The sequence below is a fragment of the Dyella sp. 01N448 genome (genome assembly GCF_056399225.1).
Genome location: NZ_JBFTQX010000012.1, coordinates 1 through 17,857, shown reverse-complemented (window position 1 = coordinate 17,857; position 17,857 = coordinate 1). Strand labels below are relative to the sequence as shown.

15 protein-coding genes are annotated in these 17,857 nt (G+C 64.7%); 8 read left to right on the top strand and 7 right to left on the bottom strand.

Annotated elements, in window-relative coordinates; genetic code table 11:
• Positions 1-44: 44 nt before the first annotated feature.
• Positions 45-944 carry a LysR family transcriptional regulator gene (locus AC1DKY_RS17295; RefSeq protein WP_441604874.1) on the top strand — a complete coding sequence of 300 codons (900 nt, stop codon included), beginning with the start codon at positions 45-47 and terminating at the stop codon, positions 942-944.
• A gap of 3 nt (positions 945-947) precedes the next feature.
• On the opposite strand, the gene AC1DKY_RS17290 is transcribed toward AC1DKY_RS17295, so the two are convergent.
• Positions 948-1,709 carry a bestrophin-like domain gene (locus AC1DKY_RS17290; protein WP_441604873.1) on the bottom strand — a complete coding sequence of 254 codons (762 nt, stop codon included), beginning with the start codon at positions 1,707-1,709 and terminating at the stop codon, positions 948-950.
• A gap of 35 nt (positions 1,710-1,744) precedes the next feature.
• Complete coding sequence (locus tag AC1DKY_RS17285) at positions 1,745-3,787, bottom strand: amidohydrolase family protein (RefSeq protein ID WP_441604872.1); 2,043 nt, start codon at positions 3,785-3,787, stop codon at positions 1,745-1,747.
• A 190-nt stretch (positions 3,788-3,977) separates the two neighbouring features.
• Between AC1DKY_RS17285 and AC1DKY_RS17280 the strand changes: the two genes are divergently transcribed.
• Both AC1DKY_RS17280 and AC1DKY_RS17275 read left to right on the top strand, forming a co-directional pair.
• Positions 3,978-5,105, top strand: a complete 1,128-nt coding sequence (locus AC1DKY_RS17280; protein WP_441604871.1) for an FAD-dependent oxidoreductase — start codon at positions 3,978-3,980, stop codon at positions 5,103-5,105.
• Between the two features lie 147 nt (positions 5,106-5,252).
• Positions 5,253-5,621, top strand: coding sequence for a hypothetical protein (locus AC1DKY_RS17275; protein ID WP_441604870.1), 369 nt, complete (start codon positions 5,253-5,255; stop codon positions 5,619-5,621).
• A gap of 27 nt (positions 5,622-5,648) precedes the next feature.
• On the opposite strand, the gene AC1DKY_RS17270 is transcribed toward AC1DKY_RS17275, so the two are convergent.
• A complete protein-coding gene (locus AC1DKY_RS17270) occupies positions 5,649-6,059 on the bottom strand; it encodes an acyl-CoA thioesterase (protein ID WP_441604869.1) in 411 nt (136 codons plus the stop codon).
• A 59-nt stretch (positions 6,060-6,118) separates the two neighbouring features.
• Between AC1DKY_RS17270 and AC1DKY_RS17265 the strand changes: the two genes are divergently transcribed.
• The 3 genes from AC1DKY_RS17265 to AC1DKY_RS17255 all read left to right on the top strand — a co-directional run bounded on the left by AC1DKY_RS17265 (position 6,119) and on the right by AC1DKY_RS17255 (position 9,873).
• Positions 6,119-6,472: an SMR family transporter gene (locus AC1DKY_RS17265; RefSeq protein WP_441604868.1), complete on the top strand. Its 354-nt coding sequence runs from the start codon at positions 6,119-6,121 to the stop codon at positions 6,470-6,472.
• Complete coding sequence (gene mdtI, locus AC1DKY_RS17260; RefSeq protein WP_441604867.1) at positions 6,462-6,794, top strand: multidrug/spermidine efflux SMR transporter subunit MdtI; 333 nt, start codon at positions 6,462-6,464, stop codon at positions 6,792-6,794. Before AC1DKY_RS17265 ends, mdtI begins: the two co-directional genes overlap by 11 nt.
• Positions 6,795-7,536: 742 nt before the next feature.
• Positions 7,537-9,873, top strand: coding sequence for a S9 family peptidase (locus tag AC1DKY_RS17255; RefSeq protein ID WP_441604866.1), 2,337 nt, complete (start codon positions 7,537-7,539; stop codon positions 9,871-9,873).
• A gap of 848 nt (positions 9,874-10,721) precedes the next feature.
• On the opposite strand, the gene AC1DKY_RS17250 is transcribed toward AC1DKY_RS17255, so the two are convergent.
• From AC1DKY_RS17250 to AC1DKY_RS17235, 4 genes are all read right to left on the bottom strand, one after another.
• Positions 10,722-11,933: an ABC transporter permease gene (locus AC1DKY_RS17250; protein ID WP_441604865.1), complete on the bottom strand. Its 1,212-nt coding sequence runs from the start codon at positions 11,931-11,933 to the stop codon at positions 10,722-10,724.
• 8 nt (positions 11,934-11,941) lie between these two features.
• Positions 11,942-13,243, bottom strand: coding sequence for an ABC transporter permease (locus tag AC1DKY_RS17245; RefSeq protein WP_441604864.1), 1,302 nt, complete (start codon positions 13,241-13,243; stop codon positions 11,942-11,944).
• Between the two features lie 131 nt (positions 13,244-13,374).
• Positions 13,375-15,333 (bottom strand): M56 family metallopeptidase, encoded by a 1,959-nt coding sequence (locus AC1DKY_RS17240; protein WP_441604863.1) that lies wholly within the window; start codon positions 15,331-15,333, stop codon positions 13,375-13,377.
• 1 nt (position 15,334) lies between these two features.
• A complete protein-coding gene (locus tag AC1DKY_RS17235; RefSeq protein ID WP_441604862.1) occupies positions 15,335-15,721 on the bottom strand; it encodes a BlaI/MecI/CopY family transcriptional regulator in 387 nt (128 codons plus the stop codon).
• 354 nt (positions 15,722-16,075) lie between these two features.
• Between AC1DKY_RS17235 and AC1DKY_RS17230 the strand changes: the two genes are divergently transcribed.
• Both AC1DKY_RS17230 and AC1DKY_RS17225 read left to right on the top strand, forming a co-directional pair.
• Entirely contained in the window at positions 16,076-16,273 is a 198-nt protein-coding gene (locus tag AC1DKY_RS17230; protein WP_441604861.1) for a hypothetical protein, read from the top strand.
• A 5-nt stretch (positions 16,274-16,278) separates the two neighbouring features.
• Entirely contained in the window at positions 16,279-17,145 is an 867-nt protein-coding gene (locus tag AC1DKY_RS17225; protein WP_441604860.1) for an SPFH domain-containing protein, read from the top strand.
• Positions 17,146-17,857: the final 712 nt, after the last annotated feature.

Genomic DNA, 17,857 nt, shown 5'->3' with positions numbered 1-17,857 from the left:
CTCAATAATCGCCATGTCTGTTGTCGAAATGGTCAACAATCGCCATGGATCGTCTGCAAGCCATGCGGGTCTTCACCCGTATCGTCGAAATGGGCAGCTTTACCCGCGCGGCCGATGACCTCAGCCTGCCGCGCGCCACCCTGACCCACACCATCAAGCGGCTGGAAGAACACGTGGGCGCCCACCTGCTCCAGCGCACCACCCGGCAGGTGCGGCCCACCCGCGATGGCGAGGTTTATTACAACCATTGCGTACGCCTGCTTGCGGACCTCGATGCGGTGGAGGCGGATTTTCGCGAGGCGGCCGCGGTGCCCAAGGGTCGATTGCGCATCGACCTGGCCTCCTCGCTGGCGCGCCTGGTGTTGATTCCGGCGCTGCCGGAATTTCTTGCGCGCTATCCGAAGATCGAGCTGGATATCGGCACCAGCGACCGCTTTATCGATCTGGTGCGCGAAGGCGTGGACTGCGTGCTGCGTGCCGGCGATCTGCCCGATTCGACCATGGTCGGCCGGCGCGTGGCCAATCTCTCGCAGGCCACCGTGGCAAGCGTCGCCTACGTGCAGCGTCATGGCATGCCGCAGACGCTGGCGGATCTGCAAAACGGACACGTGGCGGTGGACTGGGCATCCCCCACCACGCGCCGCACCTCGCCACTGGAATTCATGGTGGGCAAGCGCATGCGCGAAGTGACGCTGCCCGCGCCGATTGTGGTGAGCGGTACCGAGGCTTACCTCGCCTGCTGCGAGGCAGGGCTCGGCATCGCGCAGTTTCCGCGCTATCGGGTGGACGAGGCACTGGCCAGCGGCACGCTGATCGAGCTGCTGCCGGCGATGCCGCCGCCATCGTTCCCGATCAGCGTGCTGTACCAGTCGCAGCGGCAGTTGCCGTTGCGCTTGCGCGTGTTCATCGACTGGATCGTCGAGGTGATGGGCGAGGTGCGTTGAGCGCTACCGATCCATCTGGCTGATCGCTTCGCGCATCGGCGCCACCGACACCCTGACTACGCCGGTCAGCGGCGTATCCATTTCCAGGATCACGTAGATCGCCCCGGAAGCCGACAGGGCACATATCAGAAAAAAGAACAGCACCGTGTGGTTATGCGGGGCGAACAGCCCGAACGTGCCAAAGATCACGCACAGCCATGCGGCCAGCACCAGCAACAGCGTCATCGGGATGGTGCCGTTCTTCTGCATCAGCGCCAGCCAGCGTGCAGCGAATACCTCGTCGGAAATATCGAGCGCGCGGTCCTTCAATTGCTGCTCGGCCGGCGTGGTGGGGGTCAGTGCGCCAACGCGGCGCTGGAATTCGCTGACGTGGCTGAGGATCTGCGGACTGTCGAGCTGCGCGATCCGCGCGCGGTCACCCGAGGCCAGCAAGTCCACCCCGTTGGTATAGCTGCGCTTGAGCGTCTCGCGCAGCGGTTGGGCCTCGGGTCCGTACTGCGCCAGCGCGCGATCGAGGCGCAGGATATTCACCGCGTTGCGCTGCAGATCGCCGTTGACCGCGTCATACGAGGTCTTGGCCGACGAGATCAGCAAGCCCAGCACCAGCGCGGCGATGGTGGCGATCAGGCCGGCGGCCAGCTTGATGGACGAGGCCGAATCCTCATCCAGGTGATGATTGGGCAAGCGCGTGCGCGCATACATGCCCAGCAGCGCGCAGCCAAACACACCGGCAAAAATCAGCAGGAAGATCAGCAGGTGCGTCATGGCGCTTGCTCCTCAGACGTGGTCGCCGGTAGGCCTTATTCCTCCCAGGCGGGTCGCTTGCTGATGCCGCCTTCAGTGCGCAGCGCGCTGGCGTCCATCAGCTTGCCGTCCATCATCACCACCTCGGTATGGCGCAGGTCGCCGATATTCTCCGCCGGGTTGCCGTCGACCAGGACCAGGTCTGCGTTCTTGCCCTTTTGGATGCTGCCGGTGTGCGCGTCGGCGCCCACCAGATGAGCTGTAACCGCGGTGGCGCTGGCGAGTGCTTCGGCATTGGTGAAGCCGGCCTGCACGTAGAGCTCCAGCTCGCGCACCAGCTCCAGCCCGGTGCCATCGGTACCGGCGACTATCGGCACGCCCGCCTTGTGCATCGCGCCCACCAGCGCCTGAAGTTTGGCGAAGCTGGCACGGTAGTCGGCCCGCGTGAGGTCCTTGGGCACCGTGAAACCACCCTGGCGGAAGCCGCGTTCTACGGCAGGCGGCAGCGTGCCGACGTAGGGTGCGTACGAAGGCGAGAGATCGCCGTTCTCTGGCACGTACAGGCTTTCGGCGATCACCAGGGTGGGATCGGAGGCGATGTGGCGCTGGGCCATGGTGGCGATCAGCGACTTCATCGGCTCCTTGTCCAGATCCACGTTGCGCGCATAGCGCCCCGGGCCTTCGAAACGTCCCATGCCATTGGACGCCTTGACCACCTCGTCGGGCATCGCCTGCATCATCACGAAGTAGATGTGGGTGATCTCGTCGTAGCCATCGTCGATGGCTTCCTTCGGACGCATGCCGGCAGGCAGGTGGCCATGCACGTGCAGGCCTTGCTTGTGCGCCTCGGCGGCGGTCGCCTTCACCCAGGCCGGGTTGAACGTGCCATAGATCTTGATCGCGCTGAAGCCATCGGCCTTGGCGCGGTCGGCCAGCTTGATCGCCTCCTCCTGCGAAGTCGCCACGGTGGCGACCTGCGCTGTGTTCGGGCCCTTGCCGTCGATCAGCATCGACGGATACACGTGCGGCCCCAGCAATTCACCCTTGGCGCGACGCTGGGCGCGCGAGAGCGTCTGCTCGTTGATGTTGCCCGGATCGCGCACCGAGGTGATGCCCAGCGACAGCAGCATCGGGCCGCTGGCGTCATCGGGCACATGCTGGTGTGAATCCCACAGGCCGGGCACCAGGGTCTTGCCCTTGCCGTCGATCACCTGCGCGTTCTTGGGCACGGTGATCGAGGCGGCATCGCCCACGGCGGTAATCACGCCCTTGTCCACCAGCACCGTTTGGCCGTCCACAAAACGCGTGCCGTCCACGAAGGCGCGCACGTTGGTGAATGCCACCGGGCCGGGCGGCGTCTTGAGCAGCTTGGGCACGATGGCCTTGGCGTGCTGGGCGAGCGCAGCAGTCTGGGCCTTCTCCAGCACTGGAAGCGCGGATTCATAGCCTTCCGGCAGCCACGTCAGGCCATTGACGAAGCCGAAGAAGTGCCCGGACTTATCCACCCACACCGGCACCGGCGTGTTGCTGAGGCCGGTCACCGCATAAGCGGTCACTTGCTGTTTGTTGGCGCCATCGCCCACGGTAGCGACGGTGAGTTTTTCCGCGTGCGCCTTGCCGCCGGGCAGGAGCGTGAGCGTCTTGTCTGGCGCGGCCAGCAATTTTTCGACCAGGTCGGCATTGAGGTCGAAGGGACCGCCAAAGGCGACGTATTCGGCCGGCGCGCTGTACGGCGCGGAACCCGCGTCCACCGGACTCTTCCAACTGGCCGTGCCCGACTGCACGGCAAACGTCTCGCCGGCATCGCCGTTGGGCGTGTGGCCGCGGATCACCACGCGCTCAATCATGCCGTCACGGCCCAGCGTCGTGCTGCTGTCCACTTCGGTCACCATGCCGCGCAGCAACAGGCTTTCGCGGCCCATATGCGTGCCGTCGGCAGTCACCCAGCGCGCCGAGCTGCCGTGCTTGCCGGCAGTGGACACGATGGAAAAGCGCTGCGCATTGGCTGGCGGCGTGGCCAGCGAGTCGGTGGGAGCGGGAGTGTCGGCGAAGCAGGGCAGCGCCACAAAAAGTACGAACGCGACGAACGGGGCACGCATAGGAAAGCCTCCGGTGGGTTCGCGGCGCAGTATGGCTGGCCGGCGCGTCAAGCCATAGTGCTGGGCGGGGTGCCAAATGGGCTAGGGCTGTCCTGATCGCTTCCGCATGCGCGCACGCAGGGCTCTCTTGACGCTGGGACCACGCACGTTGGCGGCAGACTCCCGGTGTCAGGGGCTCGGAGAGGCGAGCATGGCATCGACCCATCCCGACGTGCTTATCGTCGGCGCCGGTCCCACGGGGCTGGCCGCAGCATTGTTGCTCGCCCATCGGCGTGTATCCGTGCGCATCATCGATACGGCCCACGCGGCAGCCACGACATCCAAGGCATTGGCGGTGAACAGCCGGACGCTGGAGATGCTCCAGAGCACCGGTGTCGCCGACCAGATCGTCGCCGAAGGATGGCCCGTGCGCGGCGCCACCCTGCACGAGGACGGCCACGATGTGCTCGCGTTCGACCTGCCGCCCGCACAGGACGCGCGATCGGTCATGACCGTGCTGCCGCAGGCGCGTACCGAGGCGCTGCTGGCCAAGGCCCTGGCGGCGCAAGGCGTGACGGTGGAGCGCGGCGTCACCTTCCACGCGTTGTCGCAAGACCTCACCGAAGTCACGGCCACCCTGCAGCACGCCGATGGCGGCGCCGAGCAGGTCACCAGCCGTCTGCTGTTCGGCGCCGATGGCGCGCGCAGCGCCACGCGTGCCGCGCTGAAGCTCGATTTTCCCGGCAGCGGCCTGGCCGAACCCTGGTTGCTGTGGGACGTGGCGATGCAGACCTCGTTCGATCCCAATCGCGCGCACATCCTGTTCGAGCGCGACGGCTTCATCTTCCTGCTGCGGCTCGCCAACGACGTGTGGCGGGTGATCGGCAACACGCATGATCCGCTGGCGAGCATGCGCCGCTACGGCACGCTGGGCCAGGTGTCGTGGGAATCGCAATTCCACGTCAGCCATCGCGTGGCATCGCAGGCTGGCGTGGGGCGCGTGGCGCTGGGTGGCGACGCCGCGCACATCCATTCGCCGATCGGCGCGCGCGGCATGAACCTGGGGATCGAGGACGCCTATGTCTATGCCGATTGCGCCGCCGACGCACTGGCCGGCGACATGGGCCGGATGAACGACTATGCCTCGCTACGCCACGCCGTGCACAAGTCCGTCGTGCGCCGCATCGGCGCGCTGACGCGCGTGGTACATGGACGGCCGCCGTGGCTGCGCTGGATCCGCGACGGCGTGGTGCCCGTGGCGGGACATCTTTCGTTTGCGCGGCAACTGATGATGCGCACCGCCGGCGGCCTCGATCACCCGCTGAAGACGCGTCGCTAGGCAGGGCGGGCCAGCCTCAAGTTCGCCCCCGCACGGCCGATAACCGGGCATACGCGACATCCGACCACGACGATGGCGCGGTGTCCTGTTGTCGCCGTGCCAAACGCCGCGACGCTGTCGTATCGCCCGATGGGATGTAGCAAACGCATGAACGCACACAAGCCGCACGTGAAGGGTAATCGCGTGGATTGGGCCGATCCTCGCCTGCAGGCGTTATTGCGTCGATCAGAAAACTGGAAGCTCGACAACCGCGGCACCTATACCCCCAAGGATGTGCAGATCCACCTGGGCTGGGGCGCTTCCAGCGGCCGCCCCGCCGTGCTGGTGTGGGAACGCGACCAGGTGATGATGCTCGAAACCCGCTATGCCATTGCGCTGGGCGAGCAGGTGCGGGTGGATGAGCCGCAGGGCGAAAAACTGCGCAGCGTGTGGGGCATCGTGGTCGAGGGCCGCGAAGGTTTCCGCGCGGAAGACCGCGACAACGGCGTCCACCTGCACTGGCTGCATCTGCGCTGAGTGCAGGCCGCCGCGGGCGGCCAGCGTTTAGACGACCGGCAACGGCGGCACCGTCGCCGGCGTGCCGTTCGAGTCGAGCGCAACCATCACGAAACGGCCGGTGGTGCAGACGCGGCGATCGCCGGTGAGCGGGTCTTCGCCCGTCAGTTCCACTTCCACCGTCATCGAGCTGTGGCCCACGTGCACGATACGTGCAACCAGTTCGGCCAGCTGGCCCGTGCGCACGGGCACCTTGAAATTCACTTCTTCGGAGCGCGCGGTGACCACCGTGCGACGGGCGTGGCGCGAGGCGACGATGAAGGCCGCCTTGTCCATCCATGCCAAGGCCTGTCCGCCGAACAGCGTGCCCAGGTGGTTGGTGTGATCGGGAAACACCATCTCGAGCAGGCGTGCCTCAGGCAGCGTGGGAGTGGCGGACAGGGCGTTGATTGGGTTCATGGCGTGATCGGGGAGGGCGAGGGTAGGATGGGGTCGCGGTGCCCGACAAGGAGAACCACATGCGTCACTGGCTTTTCATGGCCGCGGCTATTGTCACCGAAGTCGCCGGCACGTTGGCGATGAAGCTCGGCGCCCATCACGGCTACCTGACCATCGGCCTGTCGACGATGTACGTGATGCTGGTGCTGTCCTATACCTGCCTGGCGATGGCGGTGAAGGTCATTCCGCTCGCAGTGGCCTATGGCGCATGGGAAAGCCTGGGCCTGGTACTCATCACCTTGTGCAGCGCCTGGCTGTTTGCCGAAGACCTCAAGCCGATCAAGCTGGCGGCGATCGCCCTGATCATCGCCGGCATCGTGCTGCTGGAGCGCGGCACCGACGAAGCGCCTGAAGGGAGCCGTCATGCTTCCTGAGTTCGAACCTGTCCATTTGCTTTACCTCGCCATCGCGATCGTGCTGGAGATCGCGGCCAACGTGCTGATGAAGCAGTCGCATGGGTTTGCCTACAAGCGGCCGGCTGTGGCCGCGATTGCGTGCGCGTTGGCGGCGTTTACGGCGTTGAGTTTTGCCATACGCGGGATTCAGTTGTCGGTGGCGTATGGCGTGTGGGGCGGGGTGGGGTTGATGGCGACGGCGGTATTGGGGATCGCGGTGTTTGGGGAGAGGTTGCGGGGGGAGGGGTGGGTGGGGTTGGGGTTGATCACGGTGGGGGTTTGTTTGTTGAAGTTTGCGTGAGGGGTGTTGTGGAGTGGTGCGCGTGCATAAGCCGTGCACTTTCCTGCTCGTCATCCCGGCGCAGGCCGGGACCCAGTAGCGGTGCGCTCCGATCGTCGCGTTACCGCCAGCGTGCCGCCTACGCGGCGGGCGTTTCGAACGGCTGCCGCCGCTCGAGTCACTTTTCTCTTGCTGGCCCAAGAGATCCCACGGGACTAGCTTCGCGTCGAAAGTAACCCAAAGAGAATGGCCTGATAACGCCCGCAGCATCGTGTTGGGATAAGCCCGAGCGCTCGAGGCGACTGGTTGTGGGACAACCTCCGAGGGTACAAAGCGGGTACCTCAAAGCGCTGCGCAACGCGCCCGAATCGCTGAGGACTTAAAGCGGGGCCTCGCTGCGCATCGGCTCCCTTTTCCTTGCCGCGCCTTCTTGTCTGTGGGAGCGCACCCTGTGCGCGACAGCCACGCTGAGGTGTACCGCTCCGTAGGATGGTCGCGCACAGGGTGCGCTCCCACAAATAGCCGAGAGTCCCCTTGTAGGAGCGCACCTTGTGCGCGACCGCAGCGCTTGGGTACACCACTCCTCAGGCTTGTCGCGCAGAGGCGGCATTCCCACCCTCGTGTTCGTGCGCGCTCCGCTCCCCTTGGAACAACTCAACCCAAACCAATGGCAGTCCAACGCCACCTGAGTAACACTACGGGCAATACCCAGGCCGCTCTTCCATGCGCGCCTGTATGTCGCGATTGATCGGGGGACTAAAACATGAGCTTGAACACACGTGGTGCGCGCCTGATGGGCGCGGCGGCGCTGATTGCGCTTTCGACTGGCGCCGTCGCACAGGGGCGTACGCTCACCCATGACGACTACGCGCGCGCCGAGCGCTATGTGGGTTACAACGCCACGCCCCTGGTGGACCACGCCGTGCAAACGGTGACCTGGATCGACGATACCCACTACTGGTACCGCGACCATGATGCCTCCGGCGATCGCTACCTGCGTGTCGATGCTGGCACCGGCAAGGTCGAGCCCGCGTTCGACCACGCGGCCCTCGCCGTCGCCCTTGGCAAGGTGCTTGGCAAGTCCGTCAGCGCGAACAAGCTGGGCATCACCACATTTGTCACCGCGCCGGATGGCCGCCTGGACGTCAACCTGCGCGGCAAACACTACCTGTGCGACATGAAGGGCAACATCGTCTGCGTTCTCGGCCGTGACGAAAGCATCGACGGCACGGGCAACGAACCGGGCGTGTTGTCGCCCGACAAGCACAGCGAAGCCTTCGTGCGCGACTGGAACCTATGGGTGCGCGATGTCCTCACCCACAAGGAAACCCAGCTCACCATCGACGGTGTGGAAAACTACGGTTACGCCACCGACAACGCGGGCTGGAAGCACAGCAGCAAGGCCATCCTCGTGTGGTCGCCGGACTCCAGGCGCATTGCCACCTTCCAGCAGGATCAGCGCAAGACCGGCGACATGGTGGTCGTGGGCACCAACGTGGGCCACCCGAAGGTCGAAAAGTGGAAGTATCCACTGGTCGGCGACAAGGACGTGACGATGATCGAACGCGTGATCGTCGACGTCGACACACGCAAGGTGCTGCGCCTGAAGATGGAGCCGGACCAGCATCGCTCCACCTTGTGCGATGACGTGAGCTGCGGCCGCAATGGCGGCTGGGACGATGTGCAATGGGCGGCCGATGCAAGCTCGCTGGCCTTCGTATCCTCCTCGCGCGATCACAAGCAGGCGTGGTTTCGCGTGGCCGATGTGCACACCGGCGACATACGCACCGTGTTCAACGAAAGCGTGCCTACTTACTACGAAAGCGGCATCGGCAAGGTCAATTGGCAGTACCTGCCGGCCAGCCATGAAGTGGTGTGGTTCAGCGAGCGCAACAACTGGGGCAACCTGTATCTGTACGACCTCGACAGCGGCAAGCTCAAGCACGCCATCACCACCGGCGAAGGCAATGTCACCGAGGTGCTCAAGCTCGATGCTGCCTCGCGCACGCTGTGGTTCCGCGGCGTGGGTCGCGAGCAGGGCGTGGATCCGTATTACCAGCAGTTCTACAAAGTCAGCCTGGACGGCGGCGCGCCGGTACTGCTGGCGCCGGAGCCGGCTGACCACACCATCACCCTGTCGCCGGATGGACGTCTATTCGCAGACGCCTACTCCACACCCACCACGCCGTCGGTCACCGTGCTGCGTAGCGCACAGGATGGCCATGTGGTGTCCACCATCGCCAAGGCCGATATCTCACGCCTGCTGGCCCGCGGGTGGAAGGCGCCCGAACCGTTCACCGTGAAAGCGCGCGACGGCAAGACCGACCTGTACGGCCTGATGTTCAAGCCCACCCAGTTCGACCCGTCGAAGAAATATCCGGTGGTCGACTACATCTACCCCGGCCCGCAGACCGGCTCGGTGGGCTCACGCAGCTTCAATCCCGCACGCGCGGATCACCAGGCGCTGGCCGAGCTGGGCTTCATCGTGGTTGCCATCGACGGCATGGGCACGCCCTGGCGCTCCAAGGCCTTCCACGATGCGTACTTCGGCAATATCGGCGACAACACCATGCCCGACCAGGTGGCCGGTTTGAAGGAACTCGGCAAACGTCATGCGTGGATCGACATGGATCGCGTGGGCATCTGGGGCCACTCCGGCGGCGGCAACGCCACGGTGACGGCGATGTTCCGCTACGCCGACCTGTTCAAGGTCGGCATCGCCGAGAGCGGCAACCACGACAACCGCAACTACGAAGACGATTGGGCCGAGAAGTGGCAGGGGCTGCTGGTCACCGACAAGGACGGCAAGAGCAACTACGACGACCAGGCCAACCAGAGCCACGCCGCCGGCCTCAAGGGCCACCTGCTGTTGGTCCACGGCACCATGGACGACAACGTACCGCCGTACGAAACGCTGCTGGTTGTCGATGCGCTGATCAAGGCGAACAAGGATTTCGATTTGTTGATGCTTCCCAACGAGCATCACACCTATGGCGCCGCGGCCAACTACATGATGCGCAAGCGTTGGGATTATTTTGTGCGGAATCTGGCGGGAGATGTGGCGCCGAAAGAGTTTGAGATGAAGCCGCCGAAGGATTGAGGGGGCGGCTGCGCTCATTCGATCGTCATCCCTGCACGGGCAGGGGGCGCGTTTCAACAGCCGAATGGCTGGTCATCCAGTGACCTTTCGTTCGGTCGCCGCCTTATCGCGATCTGGCTCGCCTGCCGCGGCCCGGCGTTTTCGGGCGCTTGTTTTTCTGATGTAGGAGCGCGCTCGCGCGCGACCAGCCTGCGAAGAGGTACACCCAGTCGCTGCGGTCGCGCACAAGTGCGCTCCTACAAGGGGGCGCAGGTCCGTGGATGGCGGATCAATCTTGCCGGTCGGCTCTTCTGTGGGAGCGCACCCTGTGCGCGACAAACCTACGGAGCGATACACCCCGGCGTGGCTGTCGCGCACAGGGTGCGCTCCCACAGACAAGCGCCAGGCGCGGCACCAGTGCGTCATGCATGGGATAAAGCCAATGCGCAGCGAGGCCCCGCTTTAAGTCCTCAGCGATTCGGGCGCGTTGCGCAGCGCTTTGAACTACCCGCTGTGTACCCTCGGAGGTTGTCCCACAACGACGCGCCTCAAGCGTTCGGGCTTATCCCAACACGATGCTGCGGGCGTTATCAGGCCATTCTCTTTGGGTTACTTTTCTCTTGGGCCAGCAAGAGAAAAGTGACTCGGTCGGCGGCAGCCGATCGAAACGCCCGCCGCGTAGGCGGCACCCTGGCCGTAACGCGACAACCAAACACCGAGGCTCTGGATGACCAGCCCATACGGCAGTTGAAAACCACCTCCGGACTGCGTCGGGATGACGGGCAGAGGCGCAGCCAGCGCCGCGACGACTAGCAAAAACCGCCTGCGCCGCAACGACGATCCAGAATCCGCCAGGCAAACATCCCCACCTACCCCCTGGTCGCCACCACCGGCGGCACCAAACTCGCCCGCATCGCTGGCCCTAGCACCGCCAACTGTCCCAGCAAACACAACGACACCGCCCCAACCGGCACGTACAACCATGGCAACCGCTGCAACGCGTAATGCTGCATCAAGAGCATATTGAGCGCGTAGGCAAGCACCACACCTAGAACGACACCCACACCAACGATCACCCCATTCTCCGTCTGGAAATACCGCAGGATGTCCCGTCGCGTAGCACCCACCGCACGGCGGATGCCGATGGAGCGCCGGCGTTGTTGCACCCAGAAGCTGGCGAGACCCGCGATGCCGGCAGCCGTCACCAGCAGCAAGCCAAGCGCCGCGGAGAGCAGCAAGGTGATCATGGTGCGATCACGGCGAAAGTAATCGTCACGCAGCTGCGTGAAAGTCTGCGGATGTCTCAGCACGCGGTTGTTGTCGAGGCGGGCGAGTACCTGTTGTGCCTGCTTGAGCACGCGCTCCCTGTCCTGCGGCGCAGTGCGCATCACATAGGTGATGTCGGCCGTGTCCGGCAACATGGGAAACAGCGTGGCGTAACCGCTCGCATCGGACTCGCCCAGGGAGGGACGCAGCAACTGATCCACGACACCGACGATGCGCACCGGTCCATCTCCCGGATAGATCACCTTGCCCAGCGGGTCCTGACCCGGAAACAGCTTGGCGGCGAGGGCGCGCGTGATGATGGTGGAGGGCACGCGGTTGATGCCCGCCCAGTCATGCGCCGCATCGAGCGCAATGTATTCCTCCGGCAGAAACCACCGTCCCGCCACCAGACGCATGCCGAGCACGCGTGCTTCTTCCTGTGTGCCGTTGAATGCCGTGGCGGTGGCCGGCGCGGGCCCGTTCGGCACCAGCGAAATGCCGTTGCTCCAGTTGTTGCCGTTGAAGGGCAGGGCATCGACCGCAGCCACCATGGTGACGCCGGGGATCGCGCGCAGCACCGCCATGTCCGCGTTGTGTTTGGCGAGGTGGTTGGCCGATTCGTCGACGCTGATGCTTTCGATCATGGCGAGCTCGTTCTCCACCACGCCACTGGGCAACTGCATCTGCGCCAGGCGATGGCCGATGATGGACGCGACGTTGCAGACGATGGCGCAGGTCAGCGCCACCTGCATCACCAGCAGGCAGACGGTGAGCTTGTGGCGCGACAGGCTGGCGATCAGGGGCGAATGTGACATGACAGGCCTCATTGCGTCTTCAGTTGCAGGGCGGGAGGTATGCGGCAGGCACGCCACGCGGGGAGCAGGCCTGCGATCACGCTGGCCACCAGGGCGAGCAGGAAGGTGCCAAGCAGCATGCCCGCGTCCATCTGCGCGAGTTGCGCGTAACCGTCGGGCCGTTGGCGCACGCTCCACAAGCCCAGGCAGGCGATGCCCAATCCGAGCAGGCCGCCGGCCAGGCCGATCACGCACGACTCCACGCCCAGTTGCAGAAAGATGTCCCAACGCCGCGCACCCAGCGCACGACGCACGCTGATCTCGCCGCCGCGACGCAGAAAAGTGGCAAGCAACAGACCGACCACGTTGAGCATGCACACGGCGAGGAAGCCAAGCGACAGCGATAGCTGCAGGCGCAGGTCGTCGGGGATGGCGTGCTGGCGCGTCAGCCAGTCCATCAGGCCGTAGAGCTGCGCGTCGACGGGGCGTGGCATGCGGCCGTGCGACTGCTGGTCGCGCCAGTAGCTGCCAATGAATTGCCGGTACGCCTGCGCCTTGGCGGTGCTGTCCAGCTGCACCAGCAACTGCAGCCACACGCAGTGGTTGCTGGTGCGGGCGTCGCCACCGCTGTCCCAACAGGACAAGCGGCCGTTGAAGTCGAGCCCCAGATCCTGCGCGGTCTGCAATGGCAGGAAGAACTGGTCGGTCTTGCCGAATCCGCGGCCGTCCACTTGTGCGTAGAACTGCGGCTGCGGGTGCCAGTCGTCGAGCACGCCGACCACGCGAAAGTCGGTGTTCTTCAAGCGAACGCTATGGCCGATCGCCGACGCGTTGCCGAACAGCTTGCGCGCCAGGTCGCGGTTGAGCACGACGATGCGCGCATGGTTCTCGTCATCGTCGCTGCGCCAGGCGGTGCCTGCGGCAAAGGGCACGTTGAACATGCTGAAGAAATCAGCCGTCACGTAGCGTCCCGTTTCGTAGAACGGCAGCTCGCCGCTCTGTGGCGGGCGCACCGGAACCGCGCCGCCCGCCATGACGGCCTGCCGATCTGCCCGCCGTGCGTGCAGCAGATTCATGGCGTCCGGCCAGCTGAAATTGCCGTCCGGCTCAGTGGACTCGCTGTGATCGCGGGCGAGCGGCCGGATGTCGATCACCGGTGCATAGATCTGCCCGCTGCGACCCGGCAGCGGATCACCGGAGAGCACATGGAAAATCGTGATCATGGTCATGCTGGCGCCGATGCCCAGGCCGATGACCAGCACCATCAGCGCGGCCAGTGCCTTGCTGCGGCGCAGACTGCTGATGGCGGTTGTCGCGTAGTAGCCAATCATGTCGCCTCCTTCCCTGCATGAATCGGCTGCGCGTGGGCAACGGTTACCCGTCGCCCCGGCAAACCGGGGCGTGTGTTGATCGATGGGGCTGTGATTCGTGGCGGCGCGCCGGGCACGCCACCACGTTGTGGCTAGCGGTTGCTTACCGGCTGTGCGACGCCCTTGGCCAGCGCTTCGTCCAGCAGACGGCTCATCTGCTGGGTCGCCTGTTCGGTGGCCTGTTCCTCGCGATGGGCGAGTGCTTCCTGCTGTTTGGCCAAGGCTTCCTGTTGCCTTTCGAGGTCTTGCTGTTCGCGTTCGAGACCGGCGCGCTCGCGATCGATCTCCGCGCGCTGAGACTCGAACGACGCGCGCTCGGCGTCGCCGCCATCGGACGACGGACGCTGCGCCTGTCGTGCCGCGATCTCTGCTTCACGCGTGGCCATGCGTGCCAACCGTTCGCCCAGCGCGCCCTGGCGCGCACCGATGCCGCTCTCCTGACCGCTCACGCGACCTTGTTCGCCACTGAGCCGGCCCTGTTCCTTGGACAGCTCGGTCACCGCCGCATAAGCCGCCTTGGCGCGGGTGAGATAGGTTTCATCGCGAATCACATAGGACTTGTTGCCGCGACGGAACATCAACAGCGGCTCTGACTGCCCGCGCATGCTGCGAGCCGTCGTAACATCCAGATCGCTGCCGTTGATGATCACCGAATCCTTGTCGAGCAAGGCGAAGCCGTATTGCGCATCGGTATGCGTGTCGATATCGATGTGATGCGCAGAGAAACCTTCGGAACGCGGCGCCGGCGGTGCGGGTGGGGCCGGCGGCGGGGGCGGCGGAGGCGGCGGTGTCGGAGCCTTGGGCGCGGGTGGTGCCGGCGGTACCGGAGGGACGGCCGGCGGTGTGATGCTGCCGCGCGGCGACGGCTTGGTCTTCGGCGTAGCAGGCGTCGTTGGCGTGGCCGGCGTAGGCGGCGTCAGCGGTGTGGCTGGTGTCGGGGGTGTCGCGGGAACCGACTGGACGCTCGAGGTACTCGCCGGCGCGGACGCCGTCTCGCCCTTGGCCTGGGTCACCCGATACGGCAGCACGCCGATGGCAGCGACCACGGCAACCAGCAACCAGCTGCGCACACGCGAGGTGGTGTCCTGATCGCTAAGCTGCAGCATGGTCAAGCGCCTCTTCAAGTTGTGGAAAGTCGGCGACGCGCCGGCAAGACCCGCATGCAGCGGATGCGCCACACCCAGGCGCAGCAGCAGACGGCCGTAATCCTGCGGTGCGGCATCGTGCTGATGCACCACTTGCGCGTCGCACGCGGCCTCGCGGTTCAAGGCGTACTCGCGCATTGCCCACGACACCATCGGATGAAAGAAGAACAGTCGCTGGGCGATCGCGGGTATCCATCCCATCCACAGATCACCGCGACGCAGATGGGTGAGTTCGTGGGCGAGCGCCAGGGCGCTTTCTTCGGAGGAGAGGTTCTGGTTCGCGGGCAGCAACACCACTGGCCGCCACACACCGCTCACCTGGGGGGAGCGGATCGCATCGGAGACACGCAGTGACGGACAGCGACGCAGCCCCATCGCATGTGCCTGCTCGGCGCACAGCGTCTGCAAGGCGGCATCGGCTAGCGGTCGCGATGCACGAACCACGATGCGTGCCTGGCGCCAGTGACGCAACGTGATGAGCAGCTGCACGACCACACCGGCAAGCCATAGCGCCAGGACTGCCGGTAACCAGCGCGTCCAGCCAGCTGCTGTCGACGTAGTGGAGCGCACGATCACGGTTTGGTCGTCGCTTTCCGGTTCTGCCGAGAAAGACGCAGAGCTCTGGCCAATGCTGGCGATGCGGTGTTCGCTCGGCGATACCGTGGTGATCACCGTGGTTTCGGCAGAAGTGGGCGACAACAGCGGCAGCGCCACCGGCGTGGGCAGCAACAAGCCCAGCAGGAGCTGCACGCCAAGCAGCCACCACAACAGCGAGCGCGTGGCCGCGGAAAGCCGCGGAAGCTGCCGGTTGAGCAGCCACACGGCGCCTACCAGCAGTGCTGCCTGCAGCGACGTCCAGGCCAGTCGGCCAACCACTTCCTGTGCGAGAGAGGCAATGGCGCTCATGTCAGGTCTCCTTGCGGCGCGTCTGCAGTTGATGCACCAGGGCTTCGAGTTCGGCGAGTTCGTTGTCGCTGACGTCCGTGCGTTCGGACATCCATGCCACGAACGGCGATACCGAACCGCTGAGCGTCTTCTCCACGAACTGTCCCACCGCGCTGCGCATGACTTCGCCAGGCCCGGTGGATGGGCTATAGCGATACATGCCCTGTACCTGCTTGCGGCGCAGGTAGGACTTGCCGCGCAGGCGTTCCATCATGGTCAGCACGGTCGATCGCGCGAGGCCGCGCGGTTCGCCGAATCCGGTCGCCACTTCGCCGACCGATGCGTTGTTGTTGTCGGCGAGATATTGCAGGAGCGCCAGCTCCTGATCGCCGATGGTTGGCTTGCCCATGTCCAAGGTTCCTGGTGACTACAGCTGTAGTCAACGTACGCCGTGACTACAGCTGTAGTCAATAGGCCGGTGGTGCTGGATTTGCGTCAGCGCTGACTTGTTGCAACGCACCAAAATCGGAGTAGAGTGCGCCCCGTCCTCATCCTGCAGCGCGCCTGGAGTGCGCTTATATGAAGGCTCGCACGCTACTTATCGCTGACCCATCCCGCCATACACGGCGAGTCATCGCACCCACGGGTTAGCAACGCACTTTGTCCTTCGCACACCGTCTCGACGCGCTGACGTGTCGATGCGGCGCTTGCGAACGGACATCCATACGGCACTCGCCAAACCATCATCACCACGGGGAAAACCATGAAGACGCTTGTCGACTGGCTGGCGCATCGGCTGTGGCCGTTCGTCGTCTGCCTGCTGTTGTACGTCGCTGTCATCGGGCCGGAGCTGATCTCGGCCGCAAGCACGCTGGCCGTGCTGATCGGCCTGGCGTTGCTGGCCTTGCTACTGGCGTGGGGCTATCTGCTGCTGCGCCGCGGTTTCACTCACAAGGAATGATCACCATGAAACGCGTATTGACGCTGTCGTTGTCGCTTTCGGCCCTGCTGCTGGCCGCCTGCTCGAAAGTGCCGGCGGGCAATGTGGGCGTGAAGTTCCAGATGTATGGCGATGACAAAGGCGCATTGCAGGAATTGCCGCCCGGACGCTACTGGGTGGGCTGGGGCTACGAGCTGTACACCTTCCCGACCTTCACCCAGACCTACACCTTCACGCGCTCCACCATGGAAGGCCGTGCAGTGGACGAATCGATCAGCTTCCAGACCGCCCAAGGCCTCACGGTGAACGCGGACGTGGGCATCACGTACCACATCGATCCGTCCAAGGTGACCTTGATCTTCCAGAAGTACCGCAAGGGCATTGACGAAATCACGGACGTCTATCTGCGCAACATGATCCGCGACGCGCTGGTCAAGGAGGCCTCGAACCTGGACATCGAATCGGTCTACGGCAAGGGCAAGGCCAGCCTGATCGAGTCGGTGCAGAAGGATGTGAGCGACGAAGTTTCCGCCGTCGGCATCAATGTGGAGAAGATCTACTGGATCGGTGAGCTACGCCTGCCCGAAAACGTCGTGCAGTCGATCAACGCCAAGATCCAGGCCACGCAGATGGCCGAGCAGCGCCAGAACGAGGTGGCGCAGGCCAGGGCCGAAGCGGAGAAGGTGGAGGCTGAAGCACAGGGACGTGCGCAGGCGCAGATCACGATTGCCACGGCGGAGGCCAAGGCGATTGAGTTGAAGGGTAATGCGCTGCGCGAAAATCCCAACATCGTGCAGATGTCGGCGATTGAGAAGTGGGATGGGCATTTGCCCACTTATACGGGGAGTAGTGCGTTGCCGTTTGTGAGTTTGGGGAGTGTGCAGACTAAGTGAGGTGGTTGGTTGGAGTTAGTTGGAAGGCACCTGGCTTTTCTCCCTCTCCCCGCCGGGGAGAGGGTTAGGGTGAGGGGAGGGTGCTCGCGGGGGCATTTCTGATCCTCATCCCAGTGCTGGCTGGCATTTGATCGTCATTCCGGCGCCGGCCGGAGGCGCTTCTAAACAGCGAAGCTGGTCATCCAGAGCCTCGGTGTTCGGTTGTCGCGATACCGCGATCTGGCTCGCCTGCCGCGGGCTTCCGTGCCGCTGCCGCGGCCCGGGTTACTTTCTCTTGCTTGCCCAAGAGAAAGTAACCAAAGAGAAGGGCCCCCCGGATGACGCGCCTTCCGGGCCGTTGGCCCTCCAGGTGCGCGTGCGGGTTACGGGGTTTTTCGACAGGACATCCCTGTCCTGTCGAAAAACTGGCCGCATCCATGCGGCCACCCTGCGGGCTTTCCTCCACCCGCCCGCCGCGTCATACGGGGACCCCGAGAGCGGAGAGCCACATCAAGAGCCACGCGACGTCCGACGCTGTTGGGCGGCTCTTTTTGTAGGAGCGCACTTGTGCGCGACCAGCCTACGGAGCGGTACATCCCAGCTCTGCGGTCGCGCACAAGTGCGCTCCTACAAGGGTTATGCAGGTTCGTGGGTTGCGGATCAATCTTGCCGATCGGCTCTTCTGTGGGAGCGCACCCTGTGCGCGACAAACCTACGGAGCGGTACACCCAGG

Excerpts from the sequence above, each read along its gene's own strand:
- AC1DKY_RS17295 (WP_441604874.1), top strand. The coding sequence starts at position 45 with ATGGATCGTCTGCAAGCCATGCGGGTCTTCACCCGTATCGTCGAAATG.
- AC1DKY_RS17290 (WP_441604873.1), bottom strand. The coding sequence starts at position 1,709 with ATGACGCACCTGCTGATCTTCCTGCTGATTTTTGCCGGTGTGTTTGGC.
- AC1DKY_RS17285 (WP_441604872.1), bottom strand. The coding sequence starts at position 3,787 with ATGCGTGCCCCGTTCGTCGCGTTCGTACTTTTTGTGGCGCTGCCCTGC.
- AC1DKY_RS17280 (WP_441604871.1), top strand. The coding sequence starts at position 3,978 with ATGGCATCGACCCATCCCGACGTGCTTATCGTCGGCGCCGGTCCCACG.
- AC1DKY_RS17275 (WP_441604870.1), top strand. The coding sequence starts at position 5,253 with ATGAACGCACACAAGCCGCACGTGAAGGGTAATCGCGTGGATTGGGCC.
- AC1DKY_RS17270 (WP_441604869.1), bottom strand. The coding sequence starts at position 6,059 with ATGAACCCAATCAACGCCCTGTCCGCCACTCCCACGCTGCCTGAGGCA.
- AC1DKY_RS17265 (WP_441604868.1), top strand. The coding sequence starts at position 6,119 with ATGCGTCACTGGCTTTTCATGGCCGCGGCTATTGTCACCGAAGTCGCC.
- mdtI (WP_441604867.1), top strand. The coding sequence starts at position 6,462 with ATGCTTCCTGAGTTCGAACCTGTCCATTTGCTTTACCTCGCCATCGCG.
- AC1DKY_RS17255 (WP_441604866.1), top strand. The coding sequence starts at position 7,537 with ATGAGCTTGAACACACGTGGTGCGCGCCTGATGGGCGCGGCGGCGCTG.
- AC1DKY_RS17250 (WP_441604865.1), bottom strand. The coding sequence starts at position 11,933 with ATGTCACATTCGCCCCTGATCGCCAGCCTGTCGCGCCACAAGCTCACC.
- AC1DKY_RS17245 (WP_441604864.1), bottom strand. The coding sequence starts at position 13,243 with ATGATTGGCTACTACGCGACAACCGCCATCAGCAGTCTGCGCCGCAGC.
- AC1DKY_RS17240 (WP_441604863.1), bottom strand. The coding sequence starts at position 15,333 with ATGAGCGCCATTGCCTCTCTCGCACAGGAAGTGGTTGGCCGACTGGCC.
- AC1DKY_RS17235 (WP_441604862.1), bottom strand. The coding sequence starts at position 15,721 with ATGGGCAAGCCAACCATCGGCGATCAGGAGCTGGCGCTCCTGCAATAT.
- AC1DKY_RS17230 (WP_441604861.1), top strand. The coding sequence starts at position 16,076 with ATGAAGACGCTTGTCGACTGGCTGGCGCATCGGCTGTGGCCGTTCGTC.
- AC1DKY_RS17225 (WP_441604860.1), top strand. The coding sequence starts at position 16,279 with ATGAAACGCGTATTGACGCTGTCGTTGTCGCTTTCGGCCCTGCTGCTG.